Here is a 24,021-nt window from a genome sequence, read left to right on the forward strand (position 1 = left end):
CCGGACCTTGGTTGTCCCCTGCTCCGTGCGGAGCCTGGGGAAGGGGGTTTCGTGGTTCGTATCCGAGTCCTGGTCGTGGACGACCACCGCATCTTCGCCGAGTCGCTCGCCGCCGCCCTGGCCGCCGAGCCGGACGTCGACGTCGCCGCCGCCGGCAGCGGCTCCGCCGCGCTGCGCTGCCTGGAGCGGGCGGCCGGTGAGGGCCGCCGCTTCGACGTCCTCCTGGTCGACGCCGACCTCGGTGGCGGCCATGTGCCCGGCGGCCGTCCGTCCGTTCCCGTGCCCGTGCAGGAGGGCAATGAGGAGGGGCTCGTCGACGGGATCTCCCTCGTCTCCGGGGTGCGGGCCGCCCAGCCCGGCGTGCGCAACGTCGTACTCGCCGAGAAGGACGACCCCCGGCGGGCGGCGCTCGCGCTGCAGGCCGGTGCCTCGGGGTGGGTCGCCAAGGACTGCTCGCTGTCGCGGCTGCTGACGGTCATCCGGGGTGTGCTGCGCGACGAGACGCATCTGCCGCCCGCCCTGCTCACCGGGGTGCTCAGGGAGCTGACGGCCGCGCGCCGGCACCGTACCGAGAGCGAGCGGCTGGTGGAGTCCCTCACGCCCAGGGAGCGGGAGGTGCTGCGCTGCATGGTCGCGGGGCTCGGCCGCAAGGCCGTCGCCGAGCGGCTGTTCCTGTCCCCGCACACCGTGCGCACCCATATGCAGAACGTCCTCGGCAAGCTGGGTGTCCACTCGACGCTGGCCGCCGTCGCGCTCGCCCGGCGCGCGGGGGTCGGACCGGCCGACCTAGCCGGGGATGTTGTCGAACGGGGCGGTCAACTGGCGTAGCAAGCCCGCCAGTTCCGCACGCTGGGCGCGGGACAGCTCGGCGAGGATCGCCCGCTCCTGCTCCAGCAGCCCGGCCAGCGCCTGGTCGGCGCGGTCCCGGCCGGTGTCGGTCAGCCGCACCAGCACGCCCCGCCGGTCGCTCGGGTCGGGCAGCCGCTCCACCAGGCCCTTCTTGGCGAGCCGGTCGATGCGGTTGGTCATCGTGCCCGAGGTGACCAGGGTCTGGGTCAGCAGCTGGCCGGGGGAGAGCTGGTACGGCGTGCCCGCGCGCCTGAGCGCGGTCAGCACATCGAACTCCCAGGGCTCCAGCTGGTGCTCGGCGAAGGCGAGCCGGCGCGCACGGTCCAGATGCCGGGCGAGTCGGCTCACCCGGCTGAGCACTTCCAGCGGCTCCACGTCGAGGTCCGGACGTTCCCGGCGCCACGCTGCGACCAGCCGATCGACCTCGTCCTCCATGGAGATCAGTGTAGTGGTTGTGTCGACATGAAGTCTCTTGATATCGAGTCTCTTGACATCGAGATAAAGCCGGGGGGACAGTGGACGTATGACGAACCCGATCTGGGACCCCGGTCAGTACCTGCGGCACGCCGACCACCGGGCCCGCCCCTTCGCCGACCTCCTCGCCCGCGTCCCCGCCCTGCCCACGGGAAGCCCCGCAGGGCACCCCCGCATCGCCGACCTCGGCTGCGGCCCCGGCAACGTCACCGTCCAGCTCACCGAACGCTGGCCCACCGCCCACGTCACCGGATACGACAACTCGCCCGAGATGCTCGACAAGGCGCACACCGACCACGAGGGCCCCACCCCCGGGGGCGGCCGGCTCGACTTCGCCCACGCCGACGCCCGTACCTGGGCACCCGGGGAGCCGTACGACCTGATCGTCTCCAACGCCACGCTCCATTGGGTGCCGGGGCACGCCGACCGCTTCGCCGACTGGATCGCCGGCCTGAAGCCCGGCGGCACCTTCGCCTTCCAGGTGCCCGACAACATCGACGCCCCGCTGCACGCCCTGATGCGCGAACTCGCCGGCACCCCCCGCTGGAAGTCCCGCCTCGCCGACGTCCTGCGCCACACCGACTCGGTGCACACCCCCGGCGCCTATCTGGACCGCCTCGCCCGCCTCGGCTGCGCGACGGACGTCTGGCAGACGACGTACTTCCACGTCCTGCAGGGCCAGGACCCCGTCCTGGACTGGGTGAAGGGAACCGGCCTGCGGCCCGCCCTGACCGCGCTCGCCGACGACCCCGAGGCACGGGAGGCGTTCCTCACCGAGTACCGGGACCTGCTGCGGCAGGCCTACCCCAGCGCGCCCTACGGCACGGTGCTGCCCTTCCGCCGGCTGTTCGCCCTCGCGGTGAAGGAGGCCTGAGCATGCTGGTCGCGGTCGATCATGTGCAGCTGGCGGCCCCGCCCGGGTCGGAGGACGCGCTGCGGGCGTACTACGCCGGCATCCTCGGCATGACGGAGATCCCCAAGCCGCCGGTGCTCGCGGCACGCGGCGGCTGCTGGTTCAAGGCGGGAGCCGTGCAACTCCACCTGGGCATCGAGGAGGCCCCAGCCCCGGGCGGAAAATGTCACTGCCGACCCGCGAGGAGGGCCCACCCGGGGCTGCGGGTCACGGACATCGAGGCGTACGCCGCCCGCCTGGCCGCGCACGGCGTCCCGGTCGCCTGGGACGACAACCTGCCGGGGCATCTTCGCTTCTTCTGCGAGGACCCCGCCGGCAACAGGCTGGAGTTCCTGGAGCCGCGCTGACCTCAGCTCTTGCGGTGCCCTATCAACCGCGGCTTCTGCTCCAGACCGTCCAGACCGTGCCACGCCAGGTTCACCAGATGGGCCGCGACCTCCGCCTTCTTCGGGCGGCGCACGTCCAGCCACCACTGGCCCGTCAGCGCGACCATGCCGACCAGGGCCTGGGCGTACAGCGGGGCCAGTTTCGGGTCGAAGCCGCGGCTCTTGAACTCGCGGCCCAGGATGTCCTCCACCTGGGTGGCGATGTCCGAGATCAGTGAGGCGAAGGAACCCGTGGACTGCGGGATGGGGGAGTCGCGGACCAGGATGCGGAAGCCGTCCGTGTACTCCTCGATGTAGTCCAGGAGGGCGAACGCCGCCTGCTCGCACAGTTCGCGGGGGTGGCCGGCCGTCAGGGAGCTGGTGACCATGTCCAGCAGGCGGCGCATCTCGCGGTCGACCACCACCGCGTACAGACCCTCCTTGCCGCCGAAGTGCTCGTACACCACCGGCTTGGACACCCCGGCCTTGGCCGCGATCTCCTCCACCGAGGTGCCCTCGAAACCCTTCGCCGCGAAGAGCGTGCGACCGATCTCCAGCAGCTGCTGGCGGCGCTCGGCACCGGTCATACGAGTCCGGCGGGTCCGCCGCTGTTTGTCGTTGCTGGAAGTGCTGCTGGAGTCGGTCGCCACGCCGTCAATCATGCCGCCTTCGCAGGCTCCCCCCGGCGCCGGGAACCGTCATCCCCGGTGTTCCGGCGGGAATCGATACGCGAGCGTGACGGCCAGCGCACATCGTGTGCCCAGCCGAGCAGCTCGAACCAGCGGATGATCCGGGCCGAGGAGTCGATCTGGCCGCGCATCACACCGTGCCGCGCCGAGGTCGGGTCGGCGTGGTGCAGGTTGTGCCACGACTCACCGCACGACAGCACGGCCAGCCACCACACATTGCCCGAGCGGTCCCGCGACTTGAACGGCCGCTTGCCCACCGCGTGACAGATCGAGTTGATCGACCACGTCACATGGTGCAGCAACGCCACCCGTACGAGTGACCCCCAGAAGAACGCGGTGACCGCGCCCCACCAGGACATCGTCACCAGACCACCGATCAGCGGCGGCAGCAGGAGGGACACGACCGTCCAGTAGACGAACTGGCGGGAGATCGCCCGGATGGCCGGGTCCTTGATCAGATCCGGCGCGTACTTGTCCTGCGGGGTCTGCTCCTCGTCGAACATCCAGCCGATGTGAGCCCACCACAGGCCCTTCATCAGCGCCGGAACCGTCTCGCCGAACCGCCACGGAGAGTGCGGGTCGCCCTCCGCGTCGGAGAACTTGTGATGCCTGCGGTGATCGGCCACCCAGCGCACCAGGGGGCCCTCGACCGCCAGCGAACCCATGATCGCCAGCGCGATCCGCAGAGGCCGCTTGGCCTTGAAGGAACCATGGGTGAAGTACCGGTGGAAACCGATCGTGATGCCGTGGCAGCCCAGGTAGTAGAAGAACACCAGAAGGCCCAGATCGAGCCAGCTCACCCCCCAGCCCCAGGCCAGCGGCACAGCCGCCACGAGCGCCAGGAACGGCACGGTGATGAACAAAAGCAGCGTGATCTGCTCGATCGAACGCTTCTGCTCGCCACCCAGCGTGGCGGAGGGGTAGGGAGTGTCGTCGGCCTTGGGGGCTTCTTCGATCACATCGGAACTTGAGGTCATGCGCGTCCCCTGTGGGGTCGAGGTGTCGGGGCAGATAGCCGGGCCGCGGGGACCGGGCGGGAGTGGACGGTACTTCCCTACGGTTCCGTAACCTACGGCGTCGTAAGTATGGCAGCGTGTCGCGCGGCGGCAAGAGCCCGCGAGCCTGCGCGTCCGCGCGGACACCTATCCTGGGAGTCGGTCGGACAGCGCGGTCCGCTGAAGTTTCCTTCCCGGACGCTCCGGCCCCTATGCGGCGCCCAGCCGCGTGGCAGCCGGCCGGGTTCCCTCCCAGACGAGCTTCAACACTCTCCAAGGAGCCGCACCTGTGAGCAGTGCCGACGACCAGACCACCACGACCAGCAGCGAGCTGCGCGCCGACATCCGCCGGCTGGGTGATCTTCTGGGCGAGACCCTCGTACGGCAGGAGGGCCCGGAGCTACTCGACCTGGTCGAGAAGGTCCGCCGCCTCACCCGCGAGGACGGCGATGCCGCCGCCGAGCTGCTGCGCGGCACCGAACTGGAGACCGCGGCCAAGCTGGTGCGCGCCTTCTCCACCTACTTCCACCTCGCCAACGTCACCGAACAGGTACACCGCGGCCGCGAGCTGCGCGCCAAGCGCGCCGCCGAGGGCGGCCTCCTCGCCCGCACCGCCGACCGGCTCAAGGACGCCGACCCCGAACACCTCAAGCAGACCGTCCAGCACCTGAACGTTCGCCCGGTGTTCACGGCACACCCCACCGAGGCCGCGCGCCGCTCGGTCCTGAACAAGCTCCGGCGCATCGCCGCGCTCCTGGACACCCCGGTCCTCGACTCCGACCGCCGCCGCCACGACGTCCGCCTCGCCGAGAACATCGACCTGGTGTGGCAGACCGACGAACTGCGCGTCGTGCGCCCCGAGCCCGCCGACGAGGCCCGCAACGCCATCTACTACCTCGACGAACTGCACGCCGACGCCGTCGGCGACGTCCTGGAGGACCTGACGGCGGAACTGGAGCGCGTCGGCGTCAAGCTCCCCGACGCCACCCGCCCCCTCACCTTCGGCACCTGGATCGGCGGCGACCGCGACGGCAACCCCAACGTCACCCCCCAGGTCACCTGGGACGTCCTCATCCTCCAGCACGAGCACGGCATCAACGACGCCCTGGAGATGATCGACGAACTGCGCGGCCTGCTCTCCAACTCCATCCGCTACTCCGGCGCCACGGAAGAGCTCCTCCAGTCCCTGAACACGGACCTCGAACTCCTCCCCGAGATCAGCCCCCGCTACAAGCGCCTCAACGCCGAGGAGCCCTACCGGCTCAAGGCCACCTGCATCCGGCAGAAGCTGGAGAACACCAAGAACCGCCTCGCCACGGGCACCCCGCACGACCCCGGCCGCGACTACCTGGGCACCGGTGAGCTGCTGCAGGACCTGCGGCTCATCCAGGCCTCCCTGCGCGAACACCGCGGCGGCCTCTTCGCCGACGGCCGGCTCAACCGCACCATCCGCACCCTGGCCGCCTTCGGCCTCCAGCTCGCCACCATGGACGTCCGCGAACACGCCGACGCCCACCACCACGCCCTCGGCCAGCTCTTCGACCGCCTCGGCGAGGAGTCCTGGCGCTACGCCGACATGCCCCGCGAGTACCGCGCCAAGCTCCTCGCCAAGGAACTGCGCTCGCGCCGCCCGCTGGCCCCCACCCCGGCACCCGTCGACGCCGCCGGGCAGAAGACCCTCGGCGTCTTCGAGACCGTCAAGAAGGCCCTGGAGGTCTTCGGCCCCGAGGTCATCGAGTCCTACATCATCTCCATGTGCCAGGGCGCCGACGACGTCTTCGCCGCCGCCGTCCTCGCCCGCGAGGCCGGCCTCGTCGACCTGCACGCCGGCTGGGCGAAGATCGGCATCGTCCCGCTGCTGGAGACGACCGACGAGCTGAAGGCCGCCGACACCATCCTCGAGGACATGCTCTCCGACCCGTCCTACCGGCGCCTGGTCGCGCTGCGCGGCGACGTCCAGGAGGTCATGCTCGGCTACTCCGACTCCTCCAAGTTCGGCGGCATCACCACCAGCCAGTGGGAGATCCACCGCGCCCAGCGGCGCCTGCGCGACGTCGCCCACCGCTACGGCGTACGGCTGCGCCTCTTCCACGGCCGCGGCGGCACCGTCGGCCGCGGCGGCGGCCCCTCCCACGACGCCATCCTCGCCCAGCCCTGGGGCACCCTGGAAGGCGAGATCAAGGTCACCGAGCAGGGCGAGGTCATCTCCGACAAGTACCTCATCCCGGCCCTGGCCCGGGAGAACCTGGAACTGACGGTCGCGGCCACCCTGCAGGCCTCCGCCCTGCACACCGCCCCCCGCCAGTCCGACGAGGCCCTCGCCCGCTGGGACGCCGCCATGGACGTCGTCTCCGACGCCGCCCACGCCGCCTACCGCCGCCTGGTCGAGGACCCGGACCTCCCGGCGTACTTCTTCGCCTCCACCCCCGTCGACCAGCTCGCCGACCTGCACCTCGGGTCGAGGCCCTCGCGCAGGCCCGACAGCGGCGCCGGCCTCGACGGGCTGCGCGCCATCCCCTGGGTGTTCGGCTGGACCCAGTCCCGGCAGATCGTCCCCGGCTGGTTCGGCGTGGGATCGGGGCTGAAGGCGCTGCGCGAGGCGGGCCTCGACACCGTCCTGGACGAGATGCACCAGCAGTGGCACTTCTTCCAGAACTTCATCTCCAACGTCGAGATGACCCTGGCCAAGACCGACCTGCGCATCGCCCAGCACTACGTCGACACCCTCGTCCCCGACGACCTCAAGCACGTCTTCGACACCATCAAGGCCGAACACGAGCTGACCGTCCGCGAGGTCCTTCGCGTCACCGGCGAACAGGAACTGCTGGACGCCGAGCCCGCCCTGAAGCAGACCTTCGCCATCCGCGACGCCTACCTGGACCCGATCTCCTACCTCCAGGTCACCCTGCTCAAGCGCCAGCGCGACGAGGCCGCGGCCGACACGAGCCCCGACCCGCTGCTCTCCCGCGCCCTGCTCCTCACCGTCAACGGCGTGGCAGCCGGCCTGCGCAACACCGGCTGACGGCCACGACACACAAGAGGGTGCCCCCGGGGTCCTACGACCCCGGGGGCACCCTCCTTTCCGGCTCCGGTCAGCCGCGCGCCTTGCGGCGCCGCGCCACCAGGTAGCCGCCCGCACCGACCAGCACGGCCGCCACACCCGACAGCGCACCCACCGGAACACCGTTGCCGGTCTCGGCGAGACCGCCGCCCCCGCCCTGCGCGGACGGCGAGGAGGACGGAGCCGGGGCGGACGAGGACGACGAACCGGGGGCCGACGAGGACGGCGACGAGGACGCGGACGGCGCGGGGGACGCGCTCGACGTCGTACCGGACGACGGACCCGCCGACGGACCCGACGACGGCGTACCGCCACCGCCGCCGGAGCCGTGGCAGTCCGTCCAGAACACCTTGTGCTTGGCCGCGCCCTTCTCGCCGGCGAAGTTCCAGAACAGCTTGTAGTGCCCGTCGGGCAGGGTCATGTCCGGGGTGCGGCCGTGGCCGTCGGCGTCCAGCGACAGGGCACCCGACTTCACGGTCGTGCCCTTCGTCCCACCGGTCGGCGCCCACACCTCGATGCGCCAGTCGACCTGCTGGCCGCTGTCGAAGTGGAAGGCGTCCAGGTAGAACGAGCACACGTGCGGCTGATTGCGCTCGTCGAACTCGTCCGTCGCGGACTTGTGGATCTTCACATCGCCGTTGTCACCGGGCGGAGCGGCGTGCGCGGCGGGCGCGAGGAACAGCGCTGCCGACAGACCGGCGGTCACCGCGCCGGCACGGATGAGGGTACGCATGAGGCTGGTCCATCTTCGAGTGGCCAATGGGGAAGATGTGGAGGGGGCGGCTCAGCTTCCAACCCCCGCTGACCCAGGGTCAATCACGAAGACGCAACACCCGCCGGCCACACCCGGCGCACAGGGTCACGAACCGGCGGACACCGCCAGAAAAGCCCCCGTCAGCAACGCCAACCCGCACCCCGCCAGCACCCACGCCACCCGCGTCAGCCGCATCCCGCCCGCCACCACCACCGAGGCCAGCAGCAACGCCCCGCCCAACGGCACCCACGCGTACAGGATCCCCGCCGGACCCGAACGCACCGCGTCCGCCGTACCCGGCTTGAGGACGACGTCGTACGTCTGCCCCGTGCGCACCGCGACCGACTTCGTGAGCTCCACGCGCGCGCGTGCCCGCGCCCCCTCCGACGTCGGCGTGAACGGACCACCGCACGTGCCCCCGGCGCACGACGTCACCCGCACCGTGCCCTGCTCACGCCCCTTGGACAGCATCACGTGCTGCGCGGTCCCCCAGGAACCCCACACCCCGGCGAACAGGATCAACGCGGCGACCGCACCCGTCGCCGCGACCCGCCCGAAGCGCAACGCGGACACGGACACCTGGCGGGCGGAGCTGGCTGTGGCAGGCATGGCCGGGATCATTGGCCATACCCGCACAGGTGGTCAACCTCGCTGTCCGCCGTAGAAGTACATGTCAGGAGTTGTACGCGCCCTGCGCCCGCTCCAGACCCTCGATCACCAGACACTCCACCGCGTCCGCCGCACGGTCCACGAAGTAGTCCAGCTCCTTGCGCTCCGCCGACCCGAAATCCTTCAACACGAAATCCGCCACCTGCATACGACCCGGAGGCCGCCCGATCCCGAACCGCACCCGGTGGTAATCCGAACCCATCGCCTTCGTCATCGACTTCAGACCGTTGTGCCCGTTGTCACCGCCGCCCAGCTTCAGCCGCAGCGTGCCGTAGTCGATGTCGAGCTCGTCATGGACGGCGACGACGTTGGCGACCGGCACCTTGTAGAAGTCCTTCAACGCGTTCACCGGACCACCGGACAGATTCATGTACGACATCGGCTTCGCCAGGATCACCCGCCGGTTCGCCGGCCCCGCCGGACCGATCCGCCCCTCCAGCACCTGCGCCTGCGCCTTGCCCGCCCGCTTGAACTTCCCCCCGATCCGCTCGGCGAGCAGATCCACCACCATGAAACCGACGTTGTGCCGGTTCATGGCGTACTCCGGCCCGGGATTGCCGAGCCCGACGATCAGCCAGGGGCCACTGGCAGGGGTGGTCACGTCCATGTCTCCTTATACAGTGCAACAGCCGCCGCTCCCCGAGGGAAGCAGCGGCTGATACGGCAGTGGGCAGTGCTCAGGCCTCGGCCTGCTCCTCGCCCTCGGCGGCCTCGCCCTCGGTCTCCTCGGCCTGCGCCTGCAGGACCTGCAGGACGACCGCGTCCTCGTCGACGGCCAGGGTCACGCCGTTCGGCAGGGTGATGTCCTTGGCGAGGACGGAGGCACCGGCCTCCAGGCCCTCGACGGAGACCGTGACGGCCTCGGGGATGTGCGTGGCCTCGGCCTCGACCGGCAGCGCGGACAGGACGTGCTCCAGCAGGTTGCCACCCGGGGCCAGCTCGCCCTCGGCGTGCACCGGAACCTCGACCGTGACCTTCTCGCCACGCTTGACCAGCAGCAGGTCGACGTGCTCCAGGAAGCCCTTGATCGCGTCACGCTGGACGGCCTTCGGGATGGCCAGCTCGTTGGTCTTGCCGTCGATGTCCAGGGAGATCAGGACGTTCGGCGTACGCAGCGCGAGCAGCAGGTCGTGACCCGGAAGGGTCAGGTGCAGCGGGTCCGAGCCGTGGCCGTACAGCACACCGGGAACCTTGCTGTCACGACGGATACGGCGGGCGGCACCCTTGCCGAACTCGGTACGGGTCTCGGCGGAGATCTTGACCTCGGACATGATCACTCCTCGTAGAAATCGAACGGACGTGGTCACCCGGCCACGAACGGCCTGCTACGAAGAGCGCGTCGATAACGGACCGCCGTGCCCCCGTCAGAAACGGAGTACGGCCTCCCTCGCCGAGCAACTGAAGCAGTCTACTCGGAGAGGGAGGCCGTACCCAAAAGGATCAACGGCTAGTGCCGGTGACGGACGTGCAGAAACCTCACTGCTCGTCGAAGAGGCTCGTCACCGAACCATCCTCGAACACCTCACGCACCGCACTCGCGATCGTCGGAGCGATCGACAGCACCGTGATCTTGTCCAGATCCCGGCCCAGCTCCGCCGGCGTCGGCAGCGTGTTCGTGAACACGAACTCACTCACCCGCGAGTTCTTCAGCCGGTCAGCGGCCGGACCCGACAGCACACCATGCGTCGCGGTGACGATCACATCCTCCGCACCATGCGCGAACAACGCATCGGCGGCGGCACAGATCGTCCCACCGGTGTCGATCATGTCATCGACGAGCACACAAACCCGGCCCTTGACCTCACCCACGACCTCGTGGACCGTCACCTGGTTCGCCACGTCCTTGTCACGCCGCTTGTGCACGATGGCAAGAGGCGCACCCAGCCGGTCACACCAGCGGTCGGCCACCCGCACCCGCCCGGCGTCCGGCGACACCACCGTCAGCTTGTCCCGGTCCACCTTCTCGCCCACGTAGTCGGCGAGCAACGGCAGCGCGAACAGGTGGTCCACCGGCCCGTCGAAGAAGCCCTGGATCTGGTCCGTGTGCAGATCCACGGTCAGAATCCGGTCCGCACCCGAAGTCTTCATCAGATCAGCGATCAGACGCGCCGAAATAGGTTCACGACCCCGGTGCTTCTTGTCCTGCCGCGCGTAACCGTAGAACGGCACGATCACCGTGATGGAACGGGCCGACGCACGCTTCAACGCGTCGATCATGATCAGCTGCTCCATGATCCACTGGTTGATCGGAGCCGTGTGGCTCTGGATCACAAAGCAGTCCGCACCACGAGCCGACTCCTGGTAACGGACGTAGATCTCACCGTTCGCGAAGTCGAAGGCCTTCGTCGGGACGACCCCGACACCCAGCTGCTGGGCGACCTCCTCGGCAAGCTCGGGGTGGGCGCGGCCGGAGAAGAACATCAACTTCTTCTCGCCGGTCGTCTTGATCCCGGTCACAGCACAGTCTCCTCAGAGGTTGTCTCAGCCAGCCGGCTGCTCCTCCGACCTCCCGTCTGGGCATGAGAGGCCGAACCAGCTGGTAGGGGTGCGGATGCACGTGTGCGGATGTGCACTTATCACGGTACGCCGTGTTTGGCGCACCCGTTTCCGGTCAGCCCTCGCTCTCGCCCCTCCGGGACGCCGCCTCGGCCGCCTTCGCAGCCGAACTCCCCGGACGCTTCCGAGCCACCCAACCCTCGATATTCCGCTGCTGACCACGGGCCACGGCCAGCGAACCGGGCGGCACATCCTTCGTGATCACAGACCCGGCGGCGGTGTAAGCACCGTCCCCGACCGTGACAGGAGCCACAAACATGTTGTCCGAACCGGTCCGGCAATGCGACCCCACCGTCGTGTGGTGCTTCTCCTGACCGTCGTAGTTCACGAACACACTCGCCGCCCCGATGTTCGTGTACTCACCGATCGTCGCGTCACCGACATACGAGAGATGCGGCACCTTCGTGCCCTCACCGATCGTGGCGTTCTTCGTCTCCACGTAGGTCCCGATCTTGCCCTTGGCGCCCAGCCGGGTACCGGGACGGAGGTACGCGTACGGCCCGACGCCGGCCTGCGGCCCCACGACAGCCCCGTCGGACACGGTGTTGTCCACCCGCGCCCCCGCGCCCACCCGCGTGTCCTTCAGCCGGCTGTTCGGCCCCACCTCGGCCCCCTCACCGATGTGCGTCGACCCGGTGAGCAGCGTGTTGGGATGAACGAGAGCGTCCCGCTCGAACGTCACGGTCACATCCACCCAGGTGGAGGCCGGATCGACGACCGTGACCCCGTCCAGCATCGCGGCGGTCAGCAGCCGGTCGTTCAGGATCCGGCGCGCCTCGGCCAACTGCACCCGGTTGTTGATCCCGGCGATCTCCCGGTGATCGGCCGCCACGGACGCGCCGACACGGTGACCGGCCTCGCGCAGGATGCCCAGGACATCGGTCAGGTACTCCTCACCCTGACTGTTGTCCGTCCGCACCTTCTTCAGCGCGTCCGCCAGCAACTGCCCGTCGAACGCGAACACCCCGCTGTTGATCTCCCGGATCGCCCGCTGGACCTCGGAGGCGTCCTTGTGCTCGACGATCGCGGTCACGGCACCGGTCGCCTCGTCCCGCACGATACGGCCGTACCCGGTGGCGTCCGGCACCTCCGCCGTCAGCACGGTCACGGCATTGCCGTCGGCGTGGTGGGTCTCGGCGAGCTGCTTGAGGGTGGCGGCGGTGAGCAGGGGCGTGTCCCCGCAGACGACCACGACGGTCCCGTCCACGGCCCCGCCCAGCTCCTCCAGACCGATCCGCACGGCGTGCCCGGTCCCGTTCTGCTCGGCCTGAACAGCGGTCCTCGTCTCCGGGTCGATCTCGGCGAGGTGCGCGGCGACCTGCTCACGGGCGTGGCCCACCACGACGACCAGGTTCTGCGTGTCCAACTCGCGGGCGGCGGCCAGCACATGGCCCACCAGGGAACGGCCACAGATCTCGTGCAGGACCTTCGGTGTGGCCGACTTCATACGGGTGCCCTCACCCGCTGCGAGAACGACGACGGCTGCCGGGCGAATGGCGCTCACGGGATTGCCCTTCGGCTGTGGGTGAGTGGGGATGACAGCCGCAGGATACCGGGGGGAGTTCTGGGGGAGGTGAGAGCGGGCCCTGACGGGGGCTTTCGCCAGTCAGGGCCCGAACCTAGGTCTTGTGTGCTGTGGCTCCCCCGCAAGGATTCGAACCTTGTCCTGCTGGTACCAAAAACCAGTGTGCTGCCAGTTACACCACGGGGGACAGCGCCTCAGACCTTACCCGAGACGTGCCTCGGCTTGGGCCACGATTCCTGCCCACCAGCCTTCGATGCGGTTGTACAAGTGGGCGCTTCTGGCAACGCCGATGACCAGGCAGCCGTGGTAGTCGTCTCCGGTGTTTTTGCGGACGGTCTTCGGGTTGTGCTTCTTCAGGGTCGGCTTGGCGAAGACCGACGTGTCGATGTCGGCGGCGGCGGCCCAGAAGCGGTGTGCCGCGTCGACGTCTGCCGACTCGTGGATGAGCAGCCGGAAATTCAGACGTTCGCGGTCCACCTCGAGCAGGTCCAGCCAAGCCAGGTAGGCCTTGATCACGCCGGGGTCGCTGTTGACGAAGACGGCGCGTTCGCGGCGGTCGTATGGCTTGCTCTTCGCCCCTTCTGCCCAGTAGAGCGCGATGCCCACCATGAAGAGTTCGCGATCGGTGAGTTCCCCGACCTCGCGCAGCGCAGCCACTTTGGTCTCCTCGAGCTTCTCCCTCTCTGTGGCGCGGCGCCGTGCCAGGCCCTCTTGCATGAGTGCGCGCTGCTCTTCCGGCGTGTACTGGGGCTCGGGCCGCGGAAGGTCCCGAACCCACAGCGAAACCGAACTCCGCGAGCACCCCAGTTCCGCCTCGATCTGGTCGTAGGTCCAGCCCTGGAGTCGTAACTTCCGAGCCTTCGCGCGGAGGTCGTCCTTGGCGTTCGGGCGCTTGGTCCACTCCGGCGGCGGCTCGCCCTTCACCAGCTGGTTGAGGATGTCGTTGTTGAAGATCTTCAGCTCGTCGCGGATCTGCCGGAGGCTGTAACCCGCCCGCCGCAGGGCGACCGCCCGCTCCCGGAGGTCCTCGAAGTCGGCGTACTTGGTTGCTGAATGTGCCATGGGCATACCGTCCGGCCGGAATGGGTCGTTCCGGAGGTGAAGAGGAAGCGTTCGCCAGTTCGAGTGATACCGGTGGGTTTCGAGGTCGTTCGGTTACGGAGTGTGGTGTGTGGCGGTAGGTGAAAGTCACCGGAAAAGGCGCAGGGGTGGCCCGTAGGCTGGATGCATGACCACGACGGGGGAAGACCACGCCAGGGGCCTGACCGGCCCGTGGTGGTGGGGGAGGTGGCGCAGTGCGGTGCTCGATGGGAGTCTCGCGCTGGTGTCCGCGATGGAGTGCGCTGCGGAGGGGATCCCGTTCGCTCGGGATGCCGGGATTCCGGTGTCGGTGGGGATCGTTTTCGGTCTGATCGCCGGTTCCGTGTTGCTCGTACGGCGGAAGTGGCCGATAGCGGTGGTGCTGGTCGCGATCGCGATCACGCCGGCGCAGATGGGGTTTCTGCTGGGGATCGTCGGCCTGTACACACTCGCCGCGTGTGAGCTGCCGCGCCGGATCATCGGCGCGCTGGCGGGGATGTCGCTGTTGGGGACGGCCGTGGTGACGTTCGTGCGGGTGCGGCAGGACATGGCGCGGGGTGATCTGACGCTGGGTGACTGGTTCGTGCCGTTCGCGGCGGTCGCGACGGCGTTGGGGCTGACGGCTCCTCCGGTGCTGCTGGGTCTGTATGTGGGGGCGCGGCGGCGGTTGATGGAGAGTTTGCGGGAGCGGGCGGACAGTCTGGAGCGGGAGCTTCAGTTGCTCGCGGAGCGGGCGGAGGAGCGGGCCGAGTGGGCCAGGAACGAGGAGCGGACCCGGATCGCGCGGGAGATGCATGACGTGGTCGCGCACCGGGTGAGTCTGATGGTGGTGCATGCGGCCGCGTTGCAGGCGGTGGCGCCCAAGGATCCTGAGAAGGCGGTGCGCAATGCCGCGCTCGTGGGGGACATGGGGCGGCAGGCGTTGACCGAGTTGCGGGAGATGCTCGGGGTGTTGCGGGCGGGGGAGGATCCGGGCCGGCGTGCTTCGGGGGTGCCGTTGGCGGCGGTGCGGGAGGCGGTTGCGGCTGCGGCTTCCCGGGTGGTGGCGGAGGACGGGCCGTGTCTGTCGGAGTTGGAGGAGCTGGTCGGGCAGTCGGCGGCGGCGGGGATGGTCGTTGATCTGTCGGTGGAGGGGGAGGTGCGGTCGTATGCGGCGCAGATCGAGCAGACGGCGTACCGGGTGGTGCAGGAGGCGTTGACGAACGTCCACAAGCATGCGGCGGGTGCGAAGACGCATGTGCGGTTGGCGCACCGGGTGTCGGAGATCGCGATGCAGGTGGAGAACGAGCCGCCGCCGGAGCCGGGGTCGGCGTCGGCGGCGGGTTTGCCGTCGGGTGGGAACGGCTTGGTGGGGATGCGGGAGCGGGTCGTGGCGCTGGGTGGTGTGTTTGTGTCGGGGCCGACGGATGCGGGGGGTTTCCGGGTGTCGGCGGTGATTCCGGCGGCGTAGGCGCGCCCTGCGGGGGTTCAGCCGGCGGTGAGGCGTACGGGTTCGATGCCGGTGATGAGGGCGGCGAGGGCGTGGTCGATGTCGGGGCCGACGTACCAGTCGCCGGTGTGGTCGAGGGTGTAGACGCGGCCTTCGGCGTCGATGGCGAGGACGGCGGCGGTGTCGGCCTCTTCGCCCAGGGGGCAGAGTTCGGTGCCGAGGGCGCGGCCGAGGTCGACGAGGGTGCGGGCGTGGTGGAGGCCGTGCAGGGGGTCGATGTGCACGGTGGCGGGGGCGATCTGGCGGCCGGGGCTGTTGGGGGTGATGGTCAGGCCGCCGAATTCGGCCCAGGCTTCGACGGCGGCGGGGAAGACGGTGTGCCGGTGTCCGGCGGGTGAGGTGTGGTCGCGCAGGGCGTCGGCCCAGATTTCGGCCTGCTTTATGTCCCAGCGTCCGGGTTGCCAGCCGGCGGCGCGCAGGGCGGCGTCGACGAGTACGGGGAAGCGCGGTGGGGTGGCCCCGTGCTCGTGGCGGGTGGCGGCGAGCTTGGGTGCGGCGGCGTGTTCGGGGTGCATCTGCCCTTCGTTCGTCGTGCGTCGTGCCGGGGGTGTGGTGCGGTGGTACTGGGGTTGACGGTGGTTTTCAGCCGTCGGTTGCCGTGGGGTCGACGATGCGGACGCCGAAGTGGGCGCTGAGGGCGGTGCAGGCGCGGCAGGGGGTGGCGAAGCTGCCGTGGAGGGGGTCGCCGTCTTCGCGTATGCGGCGGGCGGTGAGTTTGGCGTGTTTGAGGGCTTTGCGGGCTTCGCCGTTGGTCATGGGTTTGCGTGCGGCGCGTCTGCTGCGGGTGGCGTCGGCGGCGGTGATGTGCCGGGAGATGAGGATGGTTTCGGCGCAGCGGCCGGTGAAGCGGTCGCGTTCGCCGCTGGTGAGGGTGTCGAGGAAGTCCTGGACGAGGGGGTGGAGGGGCGGGGGTTGGTCGCTGCGGGCGGCGGTGCCGGTGAGGGTGGCGCCGCGGACGGAGAGGGCGGCGGCGATGGTGGGGAGGATGCCGTCGCGGCGGTGGCGCAGGGTGGGGGCGGGGGGTGTGTCGGTGCCGCTCCAGTCGATGCGTGGGTCGCCGGCCCGCACGTGCGTTCCTCCGGTTCGCAAGCTATTCATGATCGTTTTCCCCTCCCCGGGCCTTCCCCGGCATCCCCCGAAGGACACAGGGTGCCAAATGCCGTGGCGGGTGCGGAAGCTGGGGCGGTGCGACACGCCCGTATCGGGGCTGGTCGTCACGGTGGGGTGACGGCTGGTGACGCAAGCGGTGGGTGGTTTTCCCCGGGATGTGGAGGGGTGGCTTTCCCGGGGTGCGGTGGGCCGGTGACCGGGGTTCGCGTACCGCATAGGCTGTGGCCATCCGCGATCGACACCGCCGAATGAGGCCAGAGAGAACCCATCAGGGGGCTACCGCCATGACGACAGGTCGGCTCGGGCAGCAAGCCGCGCCGCCGAACGCGGCCTACGCCGGGCAGGTCGTGCACTTTCCGGATCCGGTCCGGGCGGCGCGTCACCCGAGAGGGGTACGGGTCGATGAGCGTGGTTACCCGGATTTCTCTCCGTACGCGCGCGTGGCGGTGGAGATCGCCGAGCCGCCGGAGGGTTTCGGTGTCGATGAGTTGCGGTTGACGGACTATGTGTCGGCGAACGCGGCGTTGGCGGCGGAGCGGCATGAGTTGTGGGACACGGTGCCGGATGTGGCGACGCCGCATGGCTGGACGTGGCATCACGTGGCCGGTACGCGGCGGTTGGAGTTGGTTCCGGTCGAGGTGAAGGCGTTGCTGCGGCATCACGGTGGGGTGGCGACGGCGCCGGTGGACCATGGCAAGCGGGGGACGCGGCCGTTGCAGGAGACGCGGCCGGCGCATTTCGGGCTGCCGAAGTCGGGTGTGGCGGTGTCGGAGGCGCAGGTGCAGGGGGTCGAGGAGGACCTGGGGTACCGGCTTCCGGGGGCGTATCGCTCGTTCTTGAAGGCGGCGGGTGGTTGTGCGCCGGTGGGTACGGCGCTGGCTGCCGAGTTGGGGTTGTTGCTGGACCAGCCGTTCTTCACGGTGCGCGACGAGGCGGCCGTGAACGACTTGGTGTATGTCAACAAGTGTCTGCGCGACCATCTGACGAAGGATTACCTCGGGGTGGGGTTCGTGCAGGGCGGGTTGCTCGCGGTGAAGGTGAAGGGCGAGCGGCCGGGTTCGGTGTGGTTCTGCGCGTACGACGATGTGCGTGATGTGGATCCGTCGTGGTCGCCGGCGGAGCGGGTGGAGCGTCTGCTGCTGCCGTGCGGTGACGATTTCGATGTGTTCCTGTCGCGGCTGGCGGGGAGTCCGCCGGAGTTGGAGACGGTGGCGGATCTGATGGTCGACGGCGGATTCGCGCGTGTCGTTCCGGTGTCTTCCGGCCCGGTGGGGGAGTGAGCTTCAGGCGATGGTGACCTACGCGCAGGCGCAGGAGCGCGCCGAGGAGTGGATCAACGGTGACGTGCCCGCGTACCAGCATCGTGAGGTGCGGGTGCGGGAGTTCGAGCTGGGGTTCGTGGTCTGGGGCGAGGACCGGGCGGAGGGTCCGCGTTCGGACGCGGGTGCGCAGCGGCTGGTGATCGCCCGGGACAGCGGGGAGGCGACGCTGTGGCCGGGGCTGCCGGTGGGTGAGGTGATCCGCCGGTACGAGGAGGAGTACGGCCGTGCGGAGGAGCCGCAGGACGCGGTGCCCGCGCCGGCGGCTGCCCGGGTGGATCTGAATCAGACGTCGTTCCTGCTGACTCCTCCGGAGTGGTTGCAGGAGGCGGCGGACAAGCTGGGCATCGGGGATCGGCGGCCGGAGGGCCAGGGCGGTTCGGGTGCCGGTGCCGGTGCCGGGGCCGGCGGTGGCGCTTCGGGTGCCGGTGCCGGTGCCGGTGGTGAGGTGTCGGCCGGTGGGGCTTCGGCCGGTGGTGCGGGGTTCGCTCAGACGCAGCCCGGGGCGCCGTCCGGGCCGCCCGCCGGTGTGGGTGTGCCGTCCGCGGAGGTGCCGGTGGGGGCCACGCCCTGGGCCGGTACGGATACGAACGCGGACCCGGGTGAGGACGACCGTTCCGTGCCGTTGCCCGCGACGGTGTTCGCGCCGCCGCTGAGCGACTCCGACGGCGAGGCTTCGCGGCCGCCGGTGAGCGTGCCGGATGCGAAGACGGCGTTGATGTCGGGGGGCAGCCAGCTGCCGCCGACGGCGGTTGCGCCGGCGCTCGATCCTTCGAACACGCCGGGCGCGCAGGGCTTCCCGCCGGGCGCGCAGGGTGACCCGTCCGCCCCTGGTGGTGCGCCGGGCGCTCCGCAGGGCAGTACGCCCCCGCCGCCACCCGGTACGCCTCCCTACGGCTACCCGCAGCCGCCCGCGGCTCCCGGCACGCCTCCGCCGGGCGTACCCGCGTACCCGTCGGCCCCGGGCACCCCGCTTCCGCCCCCCGCGCCGGGTGCTCCGCAGGGCACGACGCCCCCGCCGCCACCTCCGGGTCCCTCGGCGTACGGCTATCCGCAGGGGCCCGGCGCTGCGCAGGGTGCTCCGGGTTACGGCTACCCGCAGACGCCGGGCGGTGCGGCGGGCGCGCCGCAGCCTCCCGCCGACAGGGGGGCGTCCGCGCGACGGCTCGCGCCGAACGCCGGGGACATCGCGGATGCCGCGACGAGCAAGGCGGCGCCGCCGCCGAAGAAGGCGCGCGGTGGTGTGGGTGCGCCGCCTCCGCCGCCGGGTGCCCCTGGTGCGCCGGGTGGGCGCCCGGGGAGCGCGGCGACGCCGCCCGCGCCGGGTGCGGCCGCCGGTGGATATGTGCCGACGCAGCTGATGTCGTCCCTTGGTCCGGAGGGGCCAGAGGGACAGGGCATGCCCTTGGGCCCGGGTGGTGCGGAAGGGGCGCAGGCGCCGGGCGCGCCGAATGCTCCGGGTGCCGCCCAGCCGCCTGCGGCGCCTCCGGGCAATGTGCACCACGCGGCCACGGTGCTGGCCGACCCCAGTCAGCTGGGCGGGGTTGCCCCGGGCATGCCGCCCGTGCCTGGCGCGCCGCAGCCTCCGGGTGCCCCGGGTGTTCCGGGTGTTCCGGGCGCGCCGGGCGTGCAGGGTGGTCCGGGTGCCCCGAGCGCCCCGGGTACGCCGAATCCGCCCGGTCCTCCGGGTGCCCCGGGCATGCCGCCCGTGCCTGGCGCGCCGCAGCCTCCGGGTGCCCCGGGTGTTCCCGGTGCGCCGGGCGTGCAGGGTGGTCCGGGCGCTCCGGGTGTGCCGAATCCGCCAGGCGCCCCTGCGGCTCCCGGTGCCCCGCAGCCTCCGGGTGCCCCCGCCGGCCCTGGAGTGCCGGCCGCGCCGGGCGCGCCCGGCGTTCCCGGGGGCGGGCGCGGGGACGTGCACCATGCGGAGACCATGCTGGCCGCGCCGCCCGTGACCGGTCCCGGCGCACCCCCGCCGCCGCCCGCCCCGGGCGCACTCGGCACGCCGCCGGGCGCTCCGGGTGTCCCGCAGCCGATGCCGCCGGGCGCGCCCGTGCCGGGGCAGCCGTCGGCGTACGGGTATCCGCAGCAGGGGCAGCCGACGGTGGGTCCCGGCTATCAGGCGGTGCTGCGCTATCGCGCGCAGGACGGTTCGGAGCAGCAGCTGATCCGGCGTTCGGCGCCGGGTACGCCGCACCCGGAGTGGCAGATCTTCCACGAGCTGCGGTCGATGAACGTGCCGTCGGACCAGGTGCTGGAGCTGCACACGGAGCTGGAGTCGTGTGCGCTGCCGGGTGCCTACTGTGCGCGGATGATCCGGGAGCAGTGGCCGCAGGCGCGGATCACGAGCATCGCGCCGTACGGTACGGATCACGCGAGCCGGCAGCAGGGCATGCAGCAGTTGCTGGCGCACCAGGGCGAGTTGCACCAGGTGGCGGACGGGCCGGCCCGGCCCGCGCCGGTGCGGGCGCCGCTGCCGCCGGTGCAGGCCGCGCCGCCCGTCCCGCCGGAGGGCATCGCGCAGGAGCTGGCGGCGGCGTTCGGGCCGGGGGTCTTCCGGTTCGAGCAGCAGGCGGTGTCCCGGCAGGGTGTGCCGCCGATCGTGGCGCACACGCTGGTCGTGGCCGGACTGCCGCTGGACATGGGCCCGTTCTTCTGGGCGCAGGCCCAGCCGGGCCGGCCGGTGCCGACGCTGGCGGAGATGGCGGCCGAGCGCGGGGTGCAGCCGGCGTCGGACGCGGGCTCGTACCTCGTGATGGGTACCGACTTCGGCAAGGCGATCTGTGTGCAGTACGGGACGGCGAGCATCGTGGCCGTGCCGGTGGAGGCCGGGCCGGGCGGGGCTCCGGTGCCGCCGCAGTTCGTGAACACCGGCCTGCCGGAGTTCGCGCGCTGCCTGGCGCTGCTGGGCCGGATGTGGCGCCTGAGGTACGGGCTGAACCAGGAGCAGGCGGGCCGCTGGACCGTCGACTTCCAGGCGCAGCTGGCCGCGCTGGACCCGGCGGCGCTCGGTTCGCCGGAGAGCTGGTGGTCGGTGCTGCTGGAGCAGATGTGGGACGGGCTGCTCTAGGCACGCCGGGCGCACCGGTCAGGCACGCCGGGCGCAGCGGCCGGAGGTGAGCGGAACATGCCCTTCACGCGCGTGTGAAGGGCATGATGGGCCGGTGGACTTCGAGTCGTACCGGGGCGAGCTGGTGGCGTACTGCTACCGCATGCTGGGCTCGTTCCACGAGGCCGAGGACCTGACGCAGGAGACGATGCTGCGGGCCTGGAAGGCGCGGGACCGCTACGACCCCACGCGCGCGTCCCTGCGGACCTGGCTGTACCGCATCGCGACCAACGCCTGCCTGAACGCCCTGGAGAGCCGCTCGCGCCGCCCCCTGCCGTCCGGGCTGGGGGCGCCCTCCGGTGATCCCGGCGCGCCGCTGACGCCCGCGCCGGACGTGCCGTGGCTGGAGCCGTTCCCCGAGGCGCGGTTCGACGTGGAGGCGCGCGCGGACCTGCGGCTGGCGCTGGTGGCGGCGCTGCAGCTGTTGCCGGCGCGGCAGCGGGCCGTGCTGGTGCTGCGGGAGGTGCTGGAATTCTCCGCGGCGGAGGTCGCCGAGCAGCTGGACACGTCGGTGGCCGCGGTCAACAGCGCGTTGCAGCGGGCGCGCGCCGCCCTCGCGCGCGGGGGCGCGATCGGTGAGGTCGGCGAGCCGGACGATCCCGAGGTGCGGGCGGTGGTGCGGCGCTACATGCGCGCCTTCGAGGCGGCGGACGTGCCGGCGCTGGTGCGGCTGCTCACCGAGGACGCGGTGCTGGAGATGCCGCCGGTGCCGCTGTGGTACCGGGGCCGACGGGACTACGGCCTGTTCATGGAGCGGGTGTTCGCGATGCGCGGCACGGGCTGGCGGGTGGAGCGCGTGGCGGCCAACGGACAGCCGGCGCTCGCGGCGTACGCGCCGGAGCCCGGCGGCGGGCACGCGCTCCACACCGTGCAGGTCCTCACGGTCACCGGCGGCCGGGTCGCCCGGAACGTGGTGTTCGCCGACCCGCGCGTACTGACCGCGTTCGCGCCCCCAGCACCCATCATCGCCGGCACCCCCTGAGGCGACCTTCACTCCGAGACGACCTTCGCCTCCGGCACCATCCCTCCCGGCTTTTTTCCGGCGGGAGCGATGAGTCCGGCCGGTGCCGCCGGTAGGTACCGGTGAGCAACCGAGCGAAGGGACCGTCGTCGTGAGTGTCGTCGTCATCGAGTTCATCACCCTGGACGGGATCGTGTCCGACCCGGACGGGTCCGCGGGTACGCCCTACGGCGGCTGGGCCTTCCGGCACGGCCCGGAGGCGGTCGCCGGGGACAAGTTCCGCCTCGGCCGCCTGCTGGACGAAGGGGTCCTGCTGCTGGGCCGTACGACCTGGGAGCTGTTCGCGCGGCTGTGGCCGGGGCGGGACGACCCCTTCGCCGCGCGGATGAACGCCGTACCCAAGCTGGTCGTCTCCCGCGGCACCCCCGACGTGTCCGCGTGGTCCGACTCCACCGTGCTGAAAGGCGATCCGATGGACGCCGTACGGGCCGAGCGGCGGGACGTGGTCGTCACGGGCAGCCTCGCCGTGGTGGACGCCCTGCGGAGCGAGGACCTGGTCGACGAGTACCGGCTGCTGACCTTCCCGCTGGTGCTGGGGCAGGGCCGGCGGCTGTTCCCGGCCGGGAGCCCGCCGGCCGCGCTGGAGTGCCTGTCGGCCGAACGGGTGGGCGCCGCCGTTCTCACGCGTCATGGCAGGGCGGCACGATGACGGCCTGTTTCCTCGCCCTGTACGAGGCCCCCGCCGACGCCGGGGCATTCGACCGGCACTACCGCGAGGTGCACATCCCGCTCGGCCGTCGGCTGCCCGGACTGCGCCGCTACACGGTCGGCCGGGACACGGCCCCGGTGCGCGGAGGTGCGCCGTACTACCTGGTCGCGACGCTGGAGTGGGACTCACTGGACGAGCTGCGCGCGGCGTTCGAGTCGCCCGAGGGACGCGCGACGGCGGCGGACGCCGCGCGTCTGGCGCAGCTCGCGCCCGTTCGCAGCATGATCATCACCCAGGAGGAGGAGGAGGTGCTGTAGGCGGCCCGACCCGCCGCGGTGATGGCGAACCGTGGGATCCCGGGCGTGACGTGACTGCGGAGTGTCGCGTTATGAACACTTACGCCCTATCCATCAAGATGTGCGCGAAATCATCCTGTCGTGTATGTCCGGGTGGAGAGGGGTTCGCCGGGTGAGCAGCGCATCGATGTCGCCGCACGGCTTCGGGACGATCCGGGGGCGCGGCTACCGCCCCGACCAGGTCGACGCCTACCTGGAGGCGTTGTCGTACGACCGGGACGCCGCGTGGGAACGGGCCGCGCGGCTGACCGTGCTCGCCAGGGACATGGAGGCGGAGGCCGTGCGGATGCGCGAGGTCGTCGCCCAGCTCGCACCGCAGGCGTACGAGTCGCTCGGGGAGCGCGCCCAGCGGTTGTTCCAGCTCGTGCTGGAGGAGGCGGCGGACCTCCGTGAGCGCGCGCGGCGCGAAGCGCACGAGCACCTCGCGCAGGCCGAAGCGCGCGCCGACAGTGCACGCCGGGAGGCGCAGGAAGCGGCGGACGCGCTCCGCGCGGAAACCGACGAACGCGCCCGCCAGCGGCTCCTCGCCGCGCGCGCCGAGGCCGACGCCCTCCGCATCGGCGCGCGGCGCGACGTGAAGGAAGAGCGCACGGAGGCGCTCGACGCGTTGCGCGAGGTGCGGGAGCGCACCTCCGGCACGCTCGCCGAACAGTCCCGGGAGTACGCCGAGCGGTGGGCCGAGGCCGAGCGTGAGGAGGCCGAGCGGATCGCCGCGCTGGACGCCGGGTTCGCGGAGCGGATGAGCCGGGCCGAGGCCGAACTGTCCGATGCCGAACAGGCCTTCGCGGACGCCCGGGAGTCCGCGCGCCGCAGCCAGGAGGAGGCACGCGCGCGTGCCGCCGAAATCATCGCCGACGCGCGCGTGCACGAGGACCGTATCGCCCGCGAGACGGAGGAGATGCTGCGCGAGCACGGTGAGACCTGGGAGGACGTGACGGCGCACATGGACCACGTCCGCAGCCGCCTGATGTCGCTGACGGGCAGGACGGCACTGGAACTGGGACTGGAGCTGGAAGAGCGGCCCTGACCCCCACCCCCACC

Annotated in this window: 23 protein-coding genes and 1 tRNA gene; 11 read left to right on the forward strand and 13 right to left on the reverse strand. The window is 71.1% G+C overall.

All coding sequences use genetic code 11. From position 1 onward, the window contains the following. The first annotated feature begins 51 nt into the window (after window positions 1–51). Window positions 52–828 carry a LuxR C-terminal-related transcriptional regulator gene (locus ACWC0C_RS02295; protein WP_450860965.1) on the forward strand — a complete coding sequence of 259 codons (777 nt, stop codon included), beginning with the start codon at window positions 52–54 and terminating at the stop codon, window positions 826–828. Here ACWC0C_RS02295 and tamR read toward each other — a convergent pair. Further along, window positions 787–1,284 carry a MarR family transcriptional regulator TamR gene (gene tamR, locus ACWC0C_RS02300; RefSeq protein WP_069780386.1) on the reverse strand — a complete coding sequence of 166 codons (498 nt, stop codon included), beginning with the start codon at window positions 1,282–1,284 and terminating at the stop codon, window positions 787–789. The two genes, ACWC0C_RS02295 and tamR, sit on opposite strands and share 42 nt — an antisense overlap. Window positions 1,285–1,372: 88 nt before the next feature. Between tamR and ACWC0C_RS02305 the strand changes: the two genes are divergently transcribed. Both ACWC0C_RS02305 and ACWC0C_RS02310 read left to right on the forward strand, forming a co-directional pair. Continuing rightward, the gene (locus ACWC0C_RS02305) at window positions 1,373–2,197 is read left to right on the forward strand and encodes a trans-aconitate 2-methyltransferase (RefSeq protein WP_450860967.1); all 825 of its coding nucleotides are present in this window, start codon (window positions 1,373–1,375) and stop codon (window positions 2,195–2,197) included. Window positions 2,198–2,199: 2 nt separating this feature from the next. After that, on the forward strand, window positions 2,200–2,583 hold the full coding sequence (locus ACWC0C_RS02310) for a VOC family protein (protein ID WP_450860969.1): 384 nt from the start codon (window positions 2,200–2,202) through the stop codon (window positions 2,581–2,583). 2 nt (window positions 2,584–2,585) lie between these two features. Here ACWC0C_RS02310 and ACWC0C_RS02315 read toward each other — a convergent pair whose 3' ends face one another. Continuing rightward, complete coding sequence (locus ACWC0C_RS02315) at window positions 2,586–3,263, reverse strand: TetR family transcriptional regulator (RefSeq protein WP_449197384.1); 678 nt, start codon at window positions 3,261–3,263, stop codon at window positions 2,586–2,588. Continuing rightward, a complete protein-coding gene (locus ACWC0C_RS02320) occupies window positions 3,260–4,267 on the reverse strand; it encodes an acyl-CoA desaturase (RefSeq protein ID WP_450860971.1) in 1,008 nt (335 codons plus the stop codon). Before ACWC0C_RS02320 ends, ACWC0C_RS02315 begins: the two co-directional genes overlap by 4 nt. 307 nt (window positions 4,268–4,574) lie before the next feature. Between ACWC0C_RS02320 and ppc the strand changes: the two genes are divergently transcribed. Continuing rightward, window positions 4,575–7,307 (forward strand): phosphoenolpyruvate carboxylase, encoded by a 2,733-nt coding sequence (ppc, locus tag ACWC0C_RS02325; RefSeq protein WP_449197386.1) that lies wholly within the window; start codon window positions 4,575–4,577, stop codon window positions 7,305–7,307. 70 nt (window positions 7,308–7,377) lie between these two features. On the opposite strand, the gene ACWC0C_RS02330 is transcribed toward ppc, so the two are convergent. The 8 genes from ACWC0C_RS02330 to ACWC0C_RS02365 all read right to left on the reverse strand — a co-directional run bounded on the left by ACWC0C_RS02330 (window position 7,378) and on the right by ACWC0C_RS02365 (window position 13,912). Continuing rightward, window positions 7,378–8,079 (reverse strand): LPXTG cell wall anchor domain-containing protein, encoded by a 702-nt coding sequence (locus ACWC0C_RS02330; RefSeq protein WP_450860973.1) that lies wholly within the window; start codon window positions 8,077–8,079, stop codon window positions 7,378–7,380. Window positions 8,080–8,205: 126 nt separating this feature from the next. Further along, window positions 8,206–8,721, reverse strand: coding sequence for a hypothetical protein (locus ACWC0C_RS02335; protein WP_450860975.1), 516 nt, complete (start codon window positions 8,719–8,721; stop codon window positions 8,206–8,208). Between the two features lie 52 nt (window positions 8,722–8,773). Then, window positions 8,774–9,376 carry an aminoacyl-tRNA hydrolase gene (gene pth / locus ACWC0C_RS02340; RefSeq protein ID WP_450860977.1) on the reverse strand — a complete coding sequence of 201 codons (603 nt, stop codon included), beginning with the start codon at window positions 9,374–9,376 and terminating at the stop codon, window positions 8,774–8,776. A gap of 70 nt (window positions 9,377–9,446) precedes the next feature. Next, complete coding sequence (locus ACWC0C_RS02345) at window positions 9,447–10,040, reverse strand: 50S ribosomal protein L25/general stress protein Ctc (RefSeq protein WP_449197390.1); 594 nt, start codon at window positions 10,038–10,040, stop codon at window positions 9,447–9,449. A 205-nt stretch (window positions 10,041–10,245) separates the two neighbouring features. Next, complete coding sequence (locus ACWC0C_RS02350; RefSeq protein ID WP_449197391.1) at window positions 10,246–11,226, reverse strand: ribose-phosphate diphosphokinase; 981 nt, start codon at window positions 11,224–11,226, stop codon at window positions 10,246–10,248. A 154-nt stretch (window positions 11,227–11,380) separates the two neighbouring features. Then, window positions 11,381–12,829, reverse strand: coding sequence for a bifunctional UDP-N-acetylglucosamine diphosphorylase/glucosamine-1-phosphate N-acetyltransferase GlmU (glmU, locus tag ACWC0C_RS02355; protein WP_450860979.1), 1,449 nt, complete (start codon window positions 12,827–12,829; stop codon window positions 11,381–11,383). Between the two features lie 132 nt (window positions 12,830–12,961). Further along, a tRNA-Gln gene (locus ACWC0C_RS02360) sits at window positions 12,962–13,037 on the reverse strand. A gap of 14 nt (window positions 13,038–13,051) precedes the next feature. Continuing rightward, window positions 13,052–13,912 (reverse strand): helix-turn-helix domain-containing protein, encoded by an 861-nt coding sequence (locus tag ACWC0C_RS02365; RefSeq protein WP_450860980.1) that lies wholly within the window; start codon window positions 13,910–13,912, stop codon window positions 13,052–13,054. 166 nt (window positions 13,913–14,078) lie between these two features. On the opposite strand from ACWC0C_RS02365, the gene ACWC0C_RS02370 reads away from it, so the two are divergent. Next, window positions 14,079–15,380 (forward strand): sensor histidine kinase, encoded by a 1,302-nt coding sequence (locus ACWC0C_RS02370; protein WP_449197394.1) that lies wholly within the window; start codon window positions 14,079–14,081, stop codon window positions 15,378–15,380. Window positions 15,381–15,397: 17 nt separating this feature from the next. On the opposite strand, the gene ACWC0C_RS02375 is transcribed toward ACWC0C_RS02370, so the two are convergent. Next, window positions 15,398–15,934, reverse strand: a complete 537-nt coding sequence (locus ACWC0C_RS02375) for an SUKH-3 domain-containing protein (RefSeq protein ID WP_450860982.1) — start codon at window positions 15,932–15,934, stop codon at window positions 15,398–15,400. Window positions 15,935–16,001: 67 nt separating this feature from the next. Beyond that, window positions 16,002–16,517, reverse strand: coding sequence for a YwqJ-related putative deaminase (locus ACWC0C_RS02380; protein WP_450860984.1), 516 nt, complete (start codon window positions 16,515–16,517; stop codon window positions 16,002–16,004). Window positions 16,518–16,813: 296 nt separating this feature from the next. On the opposite strand from ACWC0C_RS02380, the gene ACWC0C_RS02385 reads away from it, so the two are divergent. The 6 genes from ACWC0C_RS02385 (at window position 16,814) to ACWC0C_RS02410 (ending at window position 24,007) form a co-directional block, all read left to right on the forward strand. Continuing rightward, window positions 16,814–17,809, forward strand: a complete 996-nt coding sequence (locus ACWC0C_RS02385; protein ID WP_449197397.1) for an SMI1/KNR4 family protein — start codon at window positions 16,814–16,816, stop codon at window positions 17,807–17,809. Window positions 17,810–17,819: 10 nt separating this feature from the next. Then, window positions 17,820–20,915, forward strand: a complete 3,096-nt coding sequence (locus ACWC0C_RS02390; protein WP_450860987.1) for an SUKH-4 family immunity protein — start codon at window positions 17,820–17,822, stop codon at window positions 20,913–20,915. A gap of 94 nt (window positions 20,916–21,009) precedes the next feature. Continuing rightward, window positions 21,010–21,936 (forward strand): RNA polymerase subunit sigma-70, encoded by a 927-nt coding sequence (locus ACWC0C_RS02395; RefSeq protein ID WP_450860989.1) that lies wholly within the window; start codon window positions 21,010–21,012, stop codon window positions 21,934–21,936. 130 nt (window positions 21,937–22,066) lie between these two features. Further along, window positions 22,067–22,624 (forward strand): dihydrofolate reductase family protein, encoded by a 558-nt coding sequence (locus ACWC0C_RS02400; RefSeq protein ID WP_449197400.1) that lies wholly within the window; start codon window positions 22,067–22,069, stop codon window positions 22,622–22,624. After that, window positions 22,621–22,941: an EthD family reductase gene (locus ACWC0C_RS02405; protein WP_450860991.1), complete on the forward strand. Its 321-nt coding sequence runs from the start codon at window positions 22,621–22,623 to the stop codon at window positions 22,939–22,941. The genes ACWC0C_RS02400 and ACWC0C_RS02405 overlap by 4 nt, the downstream gene beginning before the upstream one ends. Window positions 22,942–23,092: 151 nt before the next feature. After that, window positions 23,093–24,007 carry a cellulose-binding protein gene (locus tag ACWC0C_RS02410; protein WP_450860992.1) on the forward strand — a complete coding sequence of 305 codons (915 nt, stop codon included), beginning with the start codon at window positions 23,093–23,095 and terminating at the stop codon, window positions 24,005–24,007. Window positions 24,008–24,021: the final 14 nt, after the last annotated feature.

Source organism: Streptomyces sp. NPDC001709, assembly GCF_053596375.1.

Coding starts and splice junctions, on each gene's coding strand:
- ACWC0C_RS02305 (WP_450860967.1), top strand. CDS start 1,373: ATGACGAACCCGATCTGGGACCCCGGTCAGTACCTGCGGCACGCCGAC.
- ACWC0C_RS02320 (WP_450860971.1), bottom strand. CDS start 4,267: ATGACCTCAAGTTCCGATGTGATCGAAGAAGCCCCCAAGGCCGACGAC.
- ACWC0C_RS02375 (WP_450860982.1), bottom strand. CDS start 15,934: ATGCACCCCGAACACGCCGCCGCACCCAAGCTCGCCGCCACCCGCCAC.
- ACWC0C_RS02335 (WP_450860975.1), bottom strand. CDS start 8,721: ATGATCCCGGCCATGCCTGCCACAGCCAGCTCCGCCCGCCAGGTGTCC.
- ACWC0C_RS02315 (WP_449197384.1), bottom strand. CDS start 3,263: ATGATTGACGGCGTGGCGACCGACTCCAGCAGCACTTCCAGCAACGAC.
- ACWC0C_RS02330 (WP_450860973.1), bottom strand. CDS start 8,079: ATGCGTACCCTCATCCGTGCCGGCGCGGTGACCGCCGGTCTGTCGGCA.
- ACWC0C_RS02385 (WP_449197397.1), top strand. CDS start 16,814: ATGACGACAGGTCGGCTCGGGCAGCAAGCCGCGCCGCCGAACGCGGCC.
- ACWC0C_RS02405 (WP_450860991.1), top strand. CDS start 22,621: ATGACGGCCTGTTTCCTCGCCCTGTACGAGGCCCCCGCCGACGCCGGG.
- ACWC0C_RS02345 (WP_449197390.1), bottom strand. CDS start 10,040: ATGTCCGAGGTCAAGATCTCCGCCGAGACCCGTACCGAGTTCGGCAAG.
- ACWC0C_RS02365 (WP_450860980.1), bottom strand. CDS start 13,912: ATGGCACATTCAGCAACCAAGTACGCCGACTTCGAGGACCTCCGGGAG.
- ACWC0C_RS02370 (WP_449197394.1), top strand. CDS start 14,079: ATGACCACGACGGGGGAAGACCACGCCAGGGGCCTGACCGGCCCGTGG.
- tamR (WP_069780386.1), bottom strand. CDS start 1,284: ATGGAGGACGAGGTCGATCGGCTGGTCGCAGCGTGGCGCCGGGAACGT.
- ACWC0C_RS02380 (WP_450860984.1), bottom strand. CDS start 16,517: ATGAATAGCTTGCGAACCGGAGGAACGCACGTGCGGGCCGGCGACCCA.
- ACWC0C_RS02310 (WP_450860969.1), top strand. CDS start 2,200: ATGCTGGTCGCGGTCGATCATGTGCAGCTGGCGGCCCCGCCCGGGTCG.
- pth (WP_450860977.1), bottom strand. CDS start 9,376: ATGGACGTGACCACCCCTGCCAGTGGCCCCTGGCTGATCGTCGGGCTC.
- ACWC0C_RS02390 (WP_450860987.1), top strand. CDS start 17,820: ATGGTGACCTACGCGCAGGCGCAGGAGCGCGCCGAGGAGTGGATCAAC.